Origin of the sequence: Paenibacillus sp. 481, from assembly GCF_021223605.1 — a bacterium.
Taxonomy (GTDB): Bacteria; Bacillota; Bacilli; order Paenibacillales; family Paenibacillaceae; genus Paenibacillus_B.
On sequence record NZ_CP075175.1, the window covers coordinates 3,150,361 to 3,166,502 of the forward strand.

12 protein-coding genes and 2 CRISPR repeat arrays are annotated in these 16,142 nt (G+C 44.7%); of the genes, 10 read left to right on the top strand and 2 right to left on the bottom strand.

What is annotated here, in order from left to right; genetic code table 11:
* The first annotated feature begins 173 nt into the window (after positions 1-173).
* Positions 174-1,424 (top strand): MFS transporter, encoded by a 1,251-nt coding sequence (locus KIK04_RS13965; RefSeq protein ID WP_232278734.1) that lies wholly within the window; start codon positions 174-176, stop codon positions 1,422-1,424.
* Between the two features lie 307 nt (positions 1,425-1,731).
* Here KIK04_RS13965 and KIK04_RS13970 read toward each other — a convergent pair whose 3' ends face one another.
* Positions 1,732-2,811, bottom strand: a complete 1,080-nt coding sequence (locus KIK04_RS13970; RefSeq protein ID WP_232274264.1) for a MerR family transcriptional regulator — start codon at positions 2,809-2,811, stop codon at positions 1,732-1,734.
* A 198-nt stretch (positions 2,812-3,009) separates the two neighbouring features.
* Positions 3,010-3,237, bottom strand: coding sequence for a small acid-soluble spore protein SspI (gene sspI / locus KIK04_RS13975; RefSeq protein ID WP_232274265.1), 228 nt, complete (start codon positions 3,235-3,237; stop codon positions 3,010-3,012).
* A gap of 278 nt (positions 3,238-3,515) precedes the next feature.
* Here sspI and KIK04_RS13980 point away from each other — a divergent pair, with 278 nt between their 5' ends.
* From KIK04_RS13980 to cas2, 9 genes are all read left to right on the top strand, one after another.
* Positions 3,516-4,184, top strand: a complete 669-nt coding sequence (locus tag KIK04_RS13980) for a potassium channel family protein (RefSeq protein WP_232274266.1) — start codon at positions 3,516-3,518, stop codon at positions 4,182-4,184.
* On the top strand, positions 4,181-5,002 hold the full coding sequence (locus tag KIK04_RS13985; protein ID WP_232274267.1) for a TrmH family RNA methyltransferase: 822 nt from the start codon (positions 4,181-4,183) through the stop codon (positions 5,000-5,002). The genes KIK04_RS13980 and KIK04_RS13985 overlap by 4 nt, the downstream gene beginning before the upstream one ends.
* A 610-nt stretch (positions 5,003-5,612) precedes the next feature.
* A CRISPR array of direct repeats spans positions 5,613-6,303; the repeat unit is 32 nt; unit sequence GTCGCTCCTTACGCAGGAGCGTGGATTGAAAC.
* A 629-nt stretch (positions 6,304-6,932) separates the two neighbouring features.
* Entirely contained in the window at positions 6,933-9,185 is a 2,253-nt protein-coding gene (gene cas3 / locus KIK04_RS13990; protein ID WP_232274268.1) for a CRISPR-associated helicase Cas3', read from the top strand.
* Between the two features lie 21 nt (positions 9,186-9,206).
* Positions 9,207-9,872, top strand: coding sequence for a type I-C CRISPR-associated protein Cas5c (cas5c, locus tag KIK04_RS13995; protein WP_232274269.1), 666 nt, complete (start codon positions 9,207-9,209; stop codon positions 9,870-9,872).
* 4 nt (positions 9,873-9,876) lie between these two features.
* Positions 9,877-11,721: a type I-C CRISPR-associated protein Cas8c/Csd1 gene (gene cas8c, locus KIK04_RS14000; RefSeq protein ID WP_232274270.1), complete on the top strand. Its 1,845-nt coding sequence runs from the start codon at positions 9,877-9,879 to the stop codon at positions 11,719-11,721.
* The gene (gene cas7c / locus KIK04_RS14005; RefSeq protein ID WP_232274271.1) at positions 11,714-12,604 is read left to right on the top strand and encodes a type I-C CRISPR-associated protein Cas7/Csd2; all 891 of its coding nucleotides are present in this window, start codon (positions 11,714-11,716) and stop codon (positions 12,602-12,604) included. The genes cas8c and cas7c overlap by 8 nt, the downstream gene beginning before the upstream one ends.
* A complete protein-coding gene (cas4, locus tag KIK04_RS14010; RefSeq protein WP_232278735.1) occupies positions 12,604-13,293 on the top strand; it encodes a CRISPR-associated protein Cas4 in 690 nt (229 codons plus the stop codon). The genes cas7c and cas4 overlap by 1 nt, the downstream gene beginning before the upstream one ends.
* Positions 13,293-14,324: a type I-C CRISPR-associated endonuclease Cas1c gene (cas1c, locus tag KIK04_RS14015; RefSeq protein WP_232274272.1), complete on the top strand. Its 1,032-nt coding sequence runs from the start codon at positions 13,293-13,295 to the stop codon at positions 14,322-14,324. Before cas4 ends, cas1c begins: the two co-directional genes overlap by 1 nt.
* Positions 14,325-14,335: 11 nt before the next feature.
* A complete protein-coding gene (gene cas2 / locus KIK04_RS14020) occupies positions 14,336-14,626 on the top strand; it encodes a CRISPR-associated endonuclease Cas2 (RefSeq protein WP_232274273.1) in 291 nt (96 codons plus the stop codon).
* Positions 14,627-14,801: 175 nt separating this feature from the next.
* A CRISPR array of direct repeats spans positions 14,802-15,890; the repeat unit is 32 nt; unit sequence GTCGCTCCTTACGCAGGAGCGTGGATTGAAAC.
* The last annotated feature ends 252 nt before the right edge of the window (positions 15,891-16,142 follow it).

Genomic DNA, 16,142 nt, shown 5'->3' on the forward strand with positions numbered 1-16,142 from the left:
GTATTATGATGCAGAGAAAGATAATTGATTTCCCAAACCAACTTATGCACGACAAAATGAGCGGCAGAGGATATGGTTCTGGTAGGTGTAATGAGGTGTAGCGATTAATAGAACACTGACGAGACACTAGATTGTCATGTCTTCTGCCTAAAGGGCGGATCATAGTGAAGACGATGAAATTGCATGCGGCACAAGTATATGTAGCGATGATTTTTATGATGGCACTAGCCAGTTCCACGATGTTTGTGACCAACGGTATTTATTTGATTACCGAGCTTGGGCTGTCACCGTTCCAATTGTTATTGATGGGGACGGTATTGGAATTAACGGTACTTGTTTTCGAAGGGATAACGGGCGTTGTTGCTGATACGTATAGCAGACGAAGATCGGTCATTATTGGTATGTTCGTCATCGGGACGGGCTTTGTGTTAGAAGGAAGCGCGATGTGGGTTCATTCCCTATTGCCTGTGCTATCTGTATTTGCCATTGTGCTAATTGCAGAATTTATTTGGGGACTGGGCCACACGTTCATTAGTGGAGCTGATTCGGCATGGATCGTGGATGAAGTGGGCGAAGACAAAGTAGGTAGCTTGTTTATGCGGGCGAAACGCGTGTCCCTTGTAGCGAGTTTATTGGGGATCGCATTGAGCGTAGGTTTGTCCACGGTAGCCAAGCCTTTGCCTTATGTGGCAGGCGGGATCATGTATATTGCGCTGGGCGTATTTTTGTTGCTGTTTATGAAGGAAACCGCGTTTGTTCGCGCTGAACGACAGGAGCACAGTTCGCATGTGCAGAACATGAAGGCGACATGGTTGTCAGGCGCAAAGGTCGTGCGCCAAAGCCCGATTTTGCTCATGCTTGTGGGCGTGACGCTGTTCAGCGGGGCGGCTTCGGAAGGGTACGACCGATTGTGGGAGATACACCTTATTAAGGAGATCGGTTTCCCGCAAGAGATCGCTTTAACGATGCCGATGTGGTTCGGCATCATTGCGGTTCTGTCGACGATACTGAGCCTCATTGTGGTCAGGGTAACGGAGAAGCGGCTTGATATGGGCAATGAGCGACTTGTGTTTGTCGCGATGTTTGTGTTAACGACGCTGCGGATTGCAGCCATTTTGCTGCTGGCGTTAGCGCCGAATTTCGTTTGGGCGCTGTGTGCTTTGCTGGCGGTCGGTGTGATTCAGTCGTTGAGTGGGCCGATTTATGGGACATGGCTAAACATGAATTTAGAGAGCCGATCCCGTGCGACAGTGCTTTCGATGATGAGTCAATCCGATGCTTTAGGCCAGACCGCAGGTGGCCCATTCGTTGGATGGGTCGGTACGCGCTGGTCGATACGAGCGTCGCTGATTATGGCAGGTGTGCTGCTAATGCCAATATTGCTCGTATTTAGTAGAGCGTTGCGTAGACGAAAGGGTAAATAGAGCTACGGCGTTTAAAAATACGATGTCAAATAGACCTCCCACCTTTTTAGGGTATAGGAGGTCTATTTGACCTTACTAGTCATCTAACGGATACGACAAGCGTTATTTGCGCTCTTTTTCATTTTTTCCCGATCTAGCGGTTGTGACAGAGCTTAAGTTTGAAGATTTACACGGTGTGCTATCTATTTCTACTTGATAACGTTCCTCACGACCGTTACATTGACGGAGGTGTTACTTTCGGTACATTAGCGTTCATGGTGGCTGTTAGAGTGTGGCGAGAAACGCACGATATTGGCTTGCCATGTTGCTAAAGCTTTACCGCATGAATCAAATGAACCAGATGATTCAACTGCTCGACGTACACGTCGTAGCCGTTCTGATGCAGCCACTGCACGAGACGAGAACGATCGGCGAAAAATTCATCATGCACGGCGGCGATGCCGGCTTCGTTGCCGTTTTGTTGCAAATGATCAATAAATGTACGGCGATGCTCCTCATTTTCAAACATTAAATCCGCAATTACAATGCGTCCGCCTGCCAGCAACAGCCTGTTCATTTCTTCAAAAGCGATCAATTTCTGGTCATCTGTTAAATGATGCAGCGCATACGTAGACACGATAAAATCAAACGTCTCATCGAGCAGGGGCAATTTCAGAAAATTGCCTTGAAGCAGCCGAATGTGCGGCCATTTCTGCTGACAGCGCTCAAGCATAGCTTCCGACTGGTCAACCCCTGTCATGCTCGCGCCAGCTTCTACAAAGCGGCCTGATAAATTTCCAGTCCCAATACCTAAATCTAATCCACGTTCTCTTTGCTTCGGCGATGCTTCCGCACATACACGATCCAAAATATCATCGTAATTGGCGTGCACCTGTAAAGCGTCCGTATCCCAGAAGACGGCCTCATCGTATTGCTGCGCCTGTGTATTGAAATGCCAGCGATCCTGCCAATTGTCACGCAGCTGTTGGTAGCGCCGCGACTGTTCACCGAGCCGATGGATTTCGCTCACAATCGCGGTGGGCTCATTTCGATATGAATCTATTTGCTCATGCTGTTGCTCCAGCTCGTTAAAATGCTCCAGCATGCGCAGCAAACGTTTCAACTCCGCATATTGCTGTGCGAACTCCTGCCGTTTGGCATTCAGCAAAGGGCGCAGCTCTGCGATGCGTCCAGCCTCAACGTCTTCTATACAAGAGCGAATTTGCTCCATCGTAAGGTCGAGTTCACGCAAAGAACCGATCGTGCGCAATCGTTTTAAATCTGTCTCTGAAAAGGTGCGATACCCGTTCTGTTCATTTTTTTGAGGTGAAAGGAGCCCCTTTTGCTCATAGAATCGAATCGCACGCGTTGTCATGCCAAGTTGGGTAGCCGCTTCTTGAATTCTCATCTCGTTCATCTCCTTTGGATTTATTGTACAGCTTGACGCTGCGTCAAAGTAAATCTTTTTGGAAAATGAGAGCAGAGAAAAGAAGCGCTGAGATGAGATGCTCGTATGAGTTGAGGATGGAACATTATGGAGTGTAAAGACGCGGCCCCTTTTTTAAAAAAACAAACCGCGTCTTGTGGTACGACTTGACTTGACATGTTACGTAGGTTGTTGTCCCTCATTTAGCTTATGCTGCAACGTCTGAATGAATTGATTCCGCTGGCCGTCATCGCTTTCTTTCCAAATCATTTCAAACAATACGCCGAGTCCGGGTAGCGCCCGTTCATCATGATCAATCGATCCTTCAATCATGTCCACAATTTCTGCGTCGGACTTGCTCGCTACTTTTTGGACAATTGCTTGTCTTAAATTAATTAATACTGACACGCCTGATCCTCCTTCCTTTTTAGCAAAAGTGGTGGGGTCTAATATGAGGACAGCATAGGAGTGGAACGTACAGCTTGCCCATTTTGTCGACCTTTACGTGTTAACTTTCCCAGCTGAGCGGAATTACATGCATTTGTGGGCTAACATTTAGCAAGCGACTCCACCTGTTGATGGAAATTAGGGATTGGGATTACAGAGAGGGAAGATGCACGGCATATGTGATATAATAACGAAGATATTTTTTAACGTTCGGAAAAAAGGGAAGGTGAGGAGAGCAGATGCCAACGAAAAAACAGTACGCCATTATCGGAATGGGTCGTTTCGGTTCCAGTGTCGCGCAGAGCTTGAGCAAAATGGGGTTTGAAGTGCTGGCAATCGATTCAAGCGAGCAAAAAATTCAAGAAATCGTAAACATGGTCACACATGCGGTATCGGCAGATTCGACGGATGAAGAGGCGCTCAAGGCGCTCGGTATTCGTAACTTTGATGTTGTCGTCGTTGCGATCGGACAAGATATTCAGGCGAGTATTTTGACGACACTTATATTGAAGGATTTGGGTGTACCGAAAATTGTTGTGAAGGCACAGAACGAGTTGCACGGCAAAGTGCTAAGCAAGATCGGTGCCGACAAAGTCGTGTTCCCAGAACGAGATATGGGTACGCGTGTTGCACACAATCTGATCTCACCGAACATCCTTGACCATATCGAGTTATCGGATGACCATAGTATTGTGGAAATGCGTGTGGCCAGCTTTATGATCGGTAAAAATTTAAAAGAGCTGGACATTCGCGCCCGTTATGGCTGTAACGTCATGGCGATTAAAAATAACGGCAAAATGAACATTTCGCCTTATGCGGAGGATCGTCTGAAGGATGGCGATATCCTCGTTCTTGTCGGGGAAAATGAACATTTGCAAAAGATGGAGTTGGCATATTCAGAGTCATGAGCAACTATATGAATAAAGATAATATAATTACGTCTGTCCAAAATTCGCGTGTGAAGCAGTGGGCGCAATTGCAAGAGCGGAAACATCGTAAACGCGAGCGACGCTTTCTCGTTGAGGGTACTCATTTGGTGCTGGAAGCGATGAAATCAGGCGCGCGTGTCGAATGTGTTGCCTACGATGAGGCTGTTGGCCTACCGCAGGAGTTGCTGCCGCACGCGGATTCGGATTCAGGACGATTCATCGAATGGATTGGCGTCACGGATGCGATTATTCGGAAGTGCTGCGATACGGAAACGCCGCAGCCAGTGTTCGCAGTTGTAGGGATGTTGGATTCGGAGACAGAAGCCTTGTTTACGAAGGGCGACGGGCTCGTTGTGGTGGTGGACGGGGTGCAAGACCCGGGCAACCTAGGCACTATTATTCGTACTGCCGATGCGGTCGGAGCAAGTGGCGTTGTCGTAGGTAAAGGCTCGGTCGATGTGTACAACGCGAAGACGGTGCGCTCGACGATGGGCTCGATGTTTCATTTGCCGGTCGTGGAGGGCGATTTAGCGGAGCTGCTGCCGCAGGCAAAAGCAACTGGTGCGCGTGTCGTTAGCACGAGCTTGCAGGCGACGTCGTCGTGCTACGAGTATGATTTCCGGCAAGCGACGTGGCTTGTGGTGGGCAACGAGGGCCAAGGAGTGTCGCCAGCGGTTCAGGCGCTGGTGGACGAGGCGGTCATTATTCCGATGCAGGGCCAAGCGGAATCGCTCAATGTGGCGATGGCGACGACGGTGTTGCTGTACGAGGCGATGCGCCAGCGGCTTTATGCGTAGTGCACAATCAGTATCGACGGTCATTGAGGCATGAATTGAAACTTTAGCAGAAATAGTATCATTTAAAGAAGTCCAGCCCATCGCTGCCAATTTAGTTCAATAGATTTTGATTCATATTGCTGGAAGCGGGCTGAAAATGTATTATGCTCTTCGTACGGATTGGTACAATCGTGAAAAATGAAAGAATCTAGTAGGTCATATAGAAGCAGCACATGATACGGCTTCGTTTGCGCAAGTGATTAACACCAGTGAATGGGGAAAAGGTATTGCCCTGCTTCATGACCTAGCTAGAGGAGGATGCATCGAAAGGCACTTTGCTGCAGAGCTTATTTAAGAAGAAGGATAGCGAACGGCTAAAGGGAGAACTGGGGTAATCAGGTAGAACATGTAGGCGCAAAGGAAACCTACAATCCGGAAGGAATAATTATCATTTAATGATCTGAGCGCGAACCTCTAGCTCACATGAAATTCCTAGGGGGTTCGCGCTTCTTTGATAGCAAGGTTTGTAGGTGTTTTGGGTACTGAATTATTGTGATAGTTCATCTTCAACATTTAGGTTCGCTATTTTAATGCTTTGAGTCCTTGTGGTACAAGGGCTGATTTAATACCTGTCGCTCCTTACGCAGGAGCGTGGATTGAAACACATTCCTGTGATTCCGTTTTTACAAATCCGTTAAGTCGCTCCTTACGCAGGAGCGTGGATTGAAACACTTCGATACATACGAGTTAATTCGTTCGGGTAGTCGCTCCTTACGCAGGAGCGTGGATTGAAACATCGTATACCAGCTTGTAAAACTCCTTAGGAAGTCGCTCCTTACGCAGGAGCGTGGATTGAAACTGGCGAGAGAGATTTTCGTGTGCATTCTGTAGTTTAGTCGCTCCTTACGCAGGAGCGTGGATTGAAACTTTTTCCTCATCGAACTCTTTCCCCTGCATAATGGTCGCTCCTTACGCAGGAGCGTGGATTGAAACGTGATAAAACCATTTGGGAGATGATGGTCACGTCGCTCCTTACGCAGGAGCGTGGATTGAAACACAACTCAGAAGGAGGCCAGCTAAATGAACGATGGTTGCTCCTTACGCAGGAGCGTGGATTGAAACAATAAATTGTAGAGACGGTAATCCAATGTATTTAGGTCGCTCCTTACGCAGGAGCGTGGATTGAAACAGCTCGGATATAGTCAAGTTGGATGTGTAGATAGGTCGCTCCTTACGCAGGAGCGTGGATTGAAACCGAAGAATGGGAGTCCGAAGAGGACATCGTTTTGAGTCGCTCCTTACGCAGGAGCGTGGATTGAAACTATTAGGTTTGTATCGAGTATAAAACAAGGTCATTTCTAGAAGTGATCTTGTTTTATATTTTTATAAGTCTTGTTTAATTATAGGTAAGAAAAATTTGAAAACTTCTATTAAGTTTGAATCGTGTCTATTGCGACTTAAATAAAGCTGTGGTAGTCTATTTGTGGAAAATAAATCAACCTCATACTACCCAATATTATTTCTTACATCAGTGAATTTAGAAAATCTTCTAAGTGCTTACATCATGAGATTACATGTTGTGAGCGCTTTTTTTGTTGTGTGTCCGATTCCTTGTTATCATCCTACAGTTACTTAGAAACAAGGTAGTGATGTAATTAGGAAGTAAACTACAAATACGAAGGCCTTAAAATGGAAAGAAACCGTCACGCATACACTCCCGAATTCAAAAAACAAATCATACATAAGTACGCAAATGAAAAATCGAAAAGAGAACTTGTCGAAGAAAAAGGCCTAACCTTTTCTACTCTTAATAGATGGATTCTTTAAAATGAAAAAGACATATTGAAGAAAGCTATGATGATTATAGGCCAGAAATAGGATCTTAGAATGAAATTGAGACATAATAAATGTAATTAAATCGGTTTTATTTGTTAATAAAAGGAGGTCTTATATGTATTATGCTCACCGAACAGAATGTGAAGATCGGAAAAAATGGCAGGAACTTAAAGAACATTTGAAGGAAGTAGCAACCAATACGGCTTTGTTTGCGAAAGTGTTCGATGCTAGTGAATGGGGAAGTGCAATCGGTTTGCTCCATGACCTAGGGAAATATTCTGACAAATTTCAACGGCGTCTTAAAGGAAGCTCAATTCGAGTTGATCATTCGACTGCTGGAGCACAAGCTATTATGAAGCATTGGGGCAAAAACTATGGCATTATACCAGCTTATATCATTGCGGGTCACCATTCAGGGCTACCTAACTACGGAAGTACATTGGGACATTCCTCAGATCTAGCCATGAGATTGGAGAATGATAGGATTGAGCCCTATGAACATGGCTGCAATGAAATTCAACTGCCAGATCTACCAAGTCCACCAAAACTGCGAGCGGGGATAGATTGTGGAATGCAATTTTCTCTGTATACACGTATGTTATTTTCTTGTCTCATAGACGCTGATTCTTTAAATACGGAAAAATACGCAGACAGTGAACGTCATGGGCTGCGTCAACCTTCACTCTCAATCGAAGAGATGATTGAAAAATACGAAAATCATATGAAACCATTTGCGATACCATCTGCTCCTATTGATTCATATCGAAATGAATTGCTTCATGAATGTATAGCTGCTGCCAAAGGTGAAACAGGACTATATTCACTAAGCATGCCGACCGGCAGTGGAAAGACGTTGGCTTCACTTGGATTTGCTCTATATCACGCCAAGGAGCACGGACTATCACGAATCATTTATGTGATACCATATACTTCTATAATTGAGCAAAATGCCAGTATATTCAGGGGAATATTCGGAGCCGATGTCGTTTTGGAGCATCACTCTAATGTACAGCGGATCATGAAAAACGATGAAGTGGAGGGAGATAGGGAGAGCGAAGAACAAGCGGAGCATATCAAATCTTTGAATATTAAGCTCCAGCTTGCAGAAGAAAATTGGGACGCCTCCCTTATCGTAACTACGAACGTACAATTCTTTGAATCGCTATTTTCAAGTAAACGATCGAAATGCCGAAAGCTTCATCGCATCGCAAATAGCGTTGTCATTTTCGATGAAGCTCAGATGATTAACGGTGAGTTTTTCAAGCCTTCTATTTATGCAGTGGATGAGTTGTCGCGGAACTATAAGGTGACTGCTCTCTTTTGCACGGCTACTCAGCCAGAAATAAAACAATTGTTTCCTGAACATGTGCAGAGCAAAATAAATATCTACGAAATCGTGAAAGATGTGCCTCTGCGCTCACGGCAATTCGAGCGCACGCGTTTACATCAGCTAGGACGTCAGACAATTAACGAGATAGCTGGCCACATGAGAACTCAACAGCGAGCATTATGTATTGTAAATACAAGAAAAACAGCACGTGAAGTGTATCGTGCGCTCTCGGAAGAGTATTCCCATCCCGAGGATGGATTGTTTCACCTCAGTGCTCGTATGTGTCCACAACATCGGTTGCATTTCTTAACGATCATCCAACAACGTCTAAAAGATGGTTTACCGTGTCGCGTTATAAGTACTCAGCTTATTGAGGCAGGAGTGGATATTGATTTCCCAGTCGTATTTAGGGAGTTAGCAGGACTAGATTCGATTGCTCAAGCAGCGGGACGCTGCAATCGCAATGATAACCTACCTAATGGTCAACGAGGAAATGTGTATGTGTTTGAGTTGGAACAAGGGCTACCACCGGGATGGTTCAGCACAGTAGGGGCAGTAGCAAGGGATGTAATGAAGCAGTATGGAGAGCAATCCCTTTCTGTTGAATCGATCAAACATTACTTTAACGAACTCTATTTTTATCAGACGACTGGAAAAGATCGTACGGATGCTCAGGACATTCTAGGTCAGTTGAATTGCAACGTAAAACGTATGCAATTTCCCTTTAAAGACGTGGATAAGTCTTTCAACCTGATCGGTCATGAAATGCAAACTGTACTGATTCCTTATGATGACGATGCAAAACGATTGCTAGATAAGTTACGGGATGCCAATTATATCCGACCGCTGCTCCGTTCCTTGCAACGCTATGCGATAACCTTATACAAGGATGAGTTTGATGCATATAAACAGGCTGGAGCGCTCGAAGAAGTACGAGATGGCGTGTACAAACTTACTAATCTTAAATCATATTCGGATGACTTGGGGTTACTGCCTTTTTCCATCGAGCATCACAAGATGGAGGCTTTATTTGCATAACAACGTAAAGGAGACAAGAGAATGGCATATGGAATACGTCTTCACGTATGGGGAGAGCGTGCATGTTTCACTCGCCCTGAGATGAAGGCAGAGCGTGTTAGTTATGATGTCATAACACCGTCGGCAGCCCGAGGAATATTAGAAGCAATTCATTGGAAGCCCGCTCTAAGATGGGTAATTGATCGCATTTATGTGCTACACGAGATACGATTCGACACCGTAAGAAGAAATGAGGTGGAGTCGAAAATATCTGCCAGTAACATTAAATCAGCTATGAAAGGTGCCAAAACCATGGCACACCAAATTATTACCGAAGAGCGGCAGCAGAGAGCCACGACGCTACTACGTGGACCTGCTTATATCATTGAAGCTCACTTTGAGCTGACCTCTCAGGCTGGGGATACGGATACCCCCGAAAAGCACTACAATATGTTCCTTCGCCGAGCCAGACAGGGACAGTGCTTTCACCGCCCTTATTTAGGCTGCCGAGAGTTCGCGGCTTACTTTGCACATTTAGACCCTGAATGTGAGATACCAGCTTCTTATTATAAGGATGCGGAAGAGGTTGATTTAGGCTGGATGTTATGGGATATGGATTATACGCGCGACATGGAACCCGCGTTTTTTCGGCCTATTATGCGACAAGGTGTAATTGAAGTTCCGGACTTATTAAAGGAAGGGGGTTGAATATATGATATTGCAGGCGCTGTATGAGCGATATGTAGACCTCTCGCAAGACCCTGATTCGGGAATTAGTGCACGGTTTTTCAGTTCGGTAGATGTGTCCTTCATCCTGCAAATCTCGCTTGCGGGTGAGTTGTTAAATATAGTCGATATACGAGAAACAGTTGGTAGGAAGTTAAGGCCGATGAAAATGATTGTACCCGAACAAGGTGTAAGATCCAGCGGAGTTAAACCGTATTATCTCTGCGATAAGCTGGAGTATTTAATTGGCCTTTACACACTAAATGACAAGTTAACAGCAGCAAAGAAAGCCAAACAAGTACAAGACGCGGCAGCTAAATATGAGAGTAGTGCACTTCTTCACAAACAGTTATTAGAGGATAGTATCGAAGAATCAGCAATAGCAATCACTCGTTTCTTTACATCATGGAACCCATCACAGGTTAGAGATCATCCAGTCGTCGTGCCGCTGTTGGATTCATTGGACAAGTCTACCAATCAGGTTGCGATATTCGAGGTTAAAGGCCAAATTAAACAATTTGTTCATCAGCACGAATCAATTCGGTCTGCATGGATTGCGTTCAAGGAACAGGAATCGATGAAAGCTGATAGAGGCGGGCAATGTTTAATTACGGGAGCTTTTAATCAGCCTATTGCACGTATACATGATATGAAAATAAAAGGGGTTCGCAATGCGCAATCTAGCGGTGCTGCTCTAGTGTCATTCAATATTTCTTCTTTTGAGTCGTACAACAAGGAAAAAAGCTTTAACGCTCCAGTCAGCGAGCAGGCTGTATTTGCGTATACAACTGCTTTGAATCATCTGCTTGCTTCCGAGAGTAATCGCATGACTAATATGGGGGATATGACGGTCGTGTTTTGGAGTGGATCAAATCATAAAATTATTCCTTCTGAAGAAATTGCAAAATTTACACAATCCTTTTTTGTCTATGATCCGGACCCAACAGAAGTTGAGAATGATCAAGATCAAAATAAGTTGATATATGATTTATGGAGTCGTGTTCAGCGAGGGGATGAGCTAACAGAAGATATGGTACAAGCTCTACATACGCCCTTCTATGTACTCGGACTGTCGCCTAATAATGCTCGTCTAGGTGTCCGTTTTTTTTGGAAAGGAGATCTACAACAATTAATTTATTTCTTCCGTTTGCATGCTACTGATCTAGAGATTGAGCAAGGCTACAGTCAATATCGTTTTCCAATAGTTACAAGAATGCTTTTGGAGACAGTACGGAAGGGAGACAAAGACGTTTGGAAGTCTATATCTCCTTCCTTGGGGGGACAGTTATTTCGGTCCGTCATTGAAGGTAAGCCATATCCGTATTTGCTGTTCACCTCCGTACTGAATCGAATCAAAATTGAGGGTGAGATAAATTCAACGAGAGCAGCAATTTTGAAAGCTTACCTTGCGCGTTATGCACGTGTGCAACATAACGAATCATTAAAGGAGGTTATTACCGTGGGACTTAACGAGCAAACACAAGACGTGGCTTATCGACTAGGTCGCTTGTTCGCTGTGTTGGAGAAAGCACAACAGGATGCTGCAGGTGGTCCAAAAAAATTAAATAGTACGATAAAAGATCGTTATTTTGCTTCAGCAGCGAGTACGCCGGCGAATGTATTTCCTGTCCTATTAAAGTTAGCGCAGCATCATATTTCCAAATCAAAATACGGTTCATTTAGAGATGGTGAGATTGAGAAGATTATGTCAGGGATGGAAGTTACGGAATTCCCGAAGTATTTCAATTTACATAAACAAGGTGTTTTTATGTTGGGTTACTACCATCAAAAAAATTTCATGTACAAGAAAGGTGAGGACAAAGATGAGTAATGAGAAAATTTTTCAACCAATCCAGAAACGATATGATTTCACTGTCTTTTTTGATGTAACGAATGGAAATCCGAACGGCGATCCAGATGCAGGTAACATGCCGCGTATGGATGCGGAAACAGGGCACGGTATTGTCACTGATGTATGTCTAAAACGAAAAGTTCGGAACTATGTGGAAATCGTTAAAGGTGCTGATACAGGTCACGGAATTTATGTGACGGAAGGTGCTGTACTGAACGAGCAGCATCGTAGAGCTTACGTTTCTATTCGTGGAGATGAAGAAGCTAAAGCGCAAGAATTGAAACCAAAGGATAAATCTGAGGCCCATATCCTTACGCAATGGATGTGCAGCAATTTCTATGATGTTCGAGCTTTTGGTGCCGTTATGACGACTAAAGTCAATTGTGGTCAAGTGAAGGGGCCTGTGCAATTTACGTTTGCTCGTAGTGTAGACCCTATTTTTCCAAGTGAAATTACGATTACGCGTCAAGCTGTTACTCAGGAAGGTCAGGAAAAAGAACGTGAGATGGGTCGCAAGCACATTGTTCCTTATGCCATTTATCGAATGAATGGGTTCATATCGGCTCATTTAGCGAGTAAGACGAATTTTACAGATGAGGACTTGAGTCTGCTCTGGGATTCGATTGTTAATATGTTTGAACACGATCGCTCCGCTTCGCGGGGAGAAATGACCGTTAGAAAGCTCATTATTTTTGAACATGAATCACCATTAGGTCAAGCACCTGCACATCAATTGTTTGATCGAATTTCGGTAGAGAAGGCGCAGAAAGATGCAGATCAACCAGCCCGCTCCTATCAGGATTACGTGATTACGATTGATCAGAATCAGCTTCCGGCAGGCGTGTCCATTATCGAAAAGTGATGGCTTATACGGAGGATGAACTACTGGCGTTGTCAGGAATTCAGCATTATGCGTATTGTACGCGTCAATGGGCACTCATTCATTTGGAACAGCAATGGGCAGAAAATGTACGAACATTTGAAGGACGACAGCTTCATCAACGTGTAGATAACGTTTATTTACAGGAATCACGGGGAAATATCCTCATTCGCAGAGCCGTGCCCCTCGTTTCCTATAACTTAGGAATATATGGGGTATCCGATGTAGTTGAATTTCGAAAAGCTGACACTGATAGTCATGACGTGGGATTGACTCTTCATGAGCGAGATGGGGAATGGGTACCTTATCCTGTGGAGTACAAGAGAGGGAAGCCAAAGCCATTAGCATGGGATGAACTGCAACTGTGTGCCCAAGCGATGTGTTTAGAAGAGATGTTGCATATACCCGTACCTGAAGGAGCGATATATTATAAGGAATGGGAACGACGAGTCCCTATTACATTTCATGAGAAACTTCGACAACAGGTAGAAGAGTTATACAAAGAAATGCACCGTTTACTCGCTGAAGGAAATACACCCACTGCTAGATATGGGAACAAATGTAGACATTGTTCTCTGGAATCGATTTGTGTCCCTAAACTGAATCGCAAGACGAGTCAATATCTCCAACAGTTATTTGATGATGAGTGGGCTGGGAAGGAAGAAACCTAATGCGTAAGCTGTTAAATATTTTGTATGTAACTTCTCCTAAGTCTTACATCAAGCGAGATGGAGAAAATATCGTCATTTACAACGATCAGACAGAGACTTTTCGGATTCCAGCACACAACCTTGAGGGCATTGTGATGTTTGGATATATGGGGGCTAGTCCTGGTGCAATGCAACTGTGCACGGAGCAGGGGATTGCCCTCTCTTTTCTGAAGGAAAGTGGACAGTTTATGGCTAGGGTACAAGGTAAGGTGTCAGGAAACGTGCTATTACGTCGCAGGCAATACCGTATGGCTGATATGGATGCGGATTGTGTGCGTATAGCTACCCGATTCATTGCAGCGAAGGTGGCCAATTCCCGAAATGTGTTGATCCGAGGCATTCGGGATCATGGGGAACATGTCAATCAAACATTAGTTCGTAATACTTCAGATGAATTGAAAAAATCGGTACGCAAAGTCATGCATGTCACGTCTCTAGATGAGATTCTGGGGGTAGAGGGTGACGCATCCAAAAGGTATTTTGCTGCGATGAATGAGCTTATTTTATATGGAAAAGAAGCGTTTTATATGAAAGGGAGAAATCGTCGTCCACCTCGGGATCGTATGAATGCACTATTGTCCTATTTATATACTTTTTTGATGCTGGAAACGCAATCTGCTCTAGAGACGGTTGGATTGGACCCGGCAGTAGGATTTTTGCATAGAGACAGGCCAGGCAGAGCAAGTCTGGCTTTGGATGTTATGGAAGAGCTTCGGGCATATATGGTGGATCGTTTGGCACTATCTCTTGTGAATCGAAAGCAAATCCAAGTGAACGATTTTCTTGTTCAGGAGAATGAAGCCGTTATTTTGAAACAAGATGCTCGCAAAAAGGTAATCTCTGCTTGGCAGGAACGCAAGCAAACCGTTATCACCCATCCGTATTTGAAGGAGAAAATACAACTAGGTTTGCTGCCTTACGTTCAAGCTTTACTGTTAGCTCGACATATTCGAGGTGATTTGGATGATTATCCTCCATTTGTATGGAAGTGAGGAACTAAGCTATGATGGTATTAGTTACATATGATGTGAGTACAGAAGATGCAGATGGTCGTCGCCGATTGCGTCAGGTAGCAAAAGCTTGTGTCAATGTAGGGCAGCGGGTTCAGAACTCCGTTTTTGAATGTAATCTAGACCCGTTGCAGCTTATGCAGTTGAAGCACCAGCTTGAGCAAATTATTGATAAAAATAAGGATAGTGTAAGGTACTATAACTTAGGGAAGAACTGGGGTAATCGGGTAGAACATGTAGGTGCAAAGGAAACCTACAATCCGGAAGGAATAATTATCATTTAATGATCTGAGCGCGAACCTCTAGCTCACATGAAATTCCTAGGGGGTTCGCGCTTCTTTGATAGCAAGGTTTGTAGGTGTTTTGGGTACTGAATTATTGTGATAGTTCATCTTCAACATTTAGGTTCGCTATTTTAATGCTTTGAGTCCTTGTGGTATAAGGGCTGATTTAATACCTGTCGCTCCTTACGCAGGAGTGTGGATTGAAACCAACCACAGAAAAGTAGTATGTGGGCAGTTGAGGGTCGCTCCTTACGCAGGAGTGTGGATTGAAACCTATTGAGGCCGAAATAGGAGGGGCTGACGGAAGTCGCTCCTTACGCAGGAGTGTGGATTGAAACCTTTAAGTACCCCACCTAGTTGTTGATCTAATGAGTCGCTCCTTACGCAGGAGTGTGGATTGAAACTTCATCCTCCATACCATTATTTTTTAAACTTTGAGTCGCTCCTTACGCAGGAGTGTGGATTGAAACAGTTACGGCCTGACGTGATTTACCTGTCCGAGACGTCGCTCCTTACGCAGGAGTGTGGATTGAAACGCATTACTCCCCGGAGAGCGCGTGTTCGTTCGCAGTCGCTCCTTACGCAGGAGTGTGGATTGAAACATTAGCCATATAGAAAAAGATCGTCGCATCCCGCGTCGCTCCTTACGCAGGAGTGTGGATTGAAACTGCTTGGATTGTTTTATACGACTCGATCAATTTGTCGCTCCTTACGCAGGAGTGTGGATTGAAACTCTTTGGTATGAGGATTGACGTTCTATCCCCCGTGTCGCTCCTTACGCAGGAGTGTGGATTGAAACCTCGGTAGCTGCGCAACTGTCCAGATTCAATCCGAGTCGCTCCTTACGCAGGAGCGTGGATTGAAACGTGTTTGTTCGGATTCATCCGATTGGCGGTGTCGCGTCGCTCCTTACGCAGGAGCGTGGATTGAAACACCAACTACCAAGGCAATCTATCGGATGTCAATTGTCGCTCCTTACGCAGGAGCGTGGATTGAAACCCTGTTGCCGTAATCGGATATTTCCACTTAGAGGAAGTCGCTCCTTACGCAGGAGCGTGGATTGAAACGTTCATCGTTAAGCGAACGAACCATTTGTTCCTCGTCGCTCCTTACGCAGGAGCGTGGATTGAAACATCATTGCGTTTGTTTTATAGTACTCATCATTGAGTCGCTCCTTACGCAGGAGCGTGGATTGAAACCCTGATATTTTCTCCCACAAAGGGTAGTATTAAGTCGCTCCTTACGCAGGAGCGTGAATTGAATCTCGGCTGTCTTGATTCAAGTGATGCTTATGACGAAGCTTCTTTCCAAATAGCGATGTCGAATGTCGCTGGCAATGAAGTTCAGGGCTGCGGAGCAGGATTTGTGACAAGGCGGTCGTTATAGTCGGTAATGCTAGACAATTTAATCGATTTTCAACAAATGTTCGGGGATACCATTCAAAAGGATAGGGCTATATTAGCAATCTCGTTTCTACTTTGTTAGTAAAGTGGCTCTCTGATTCGATTTATTAGAA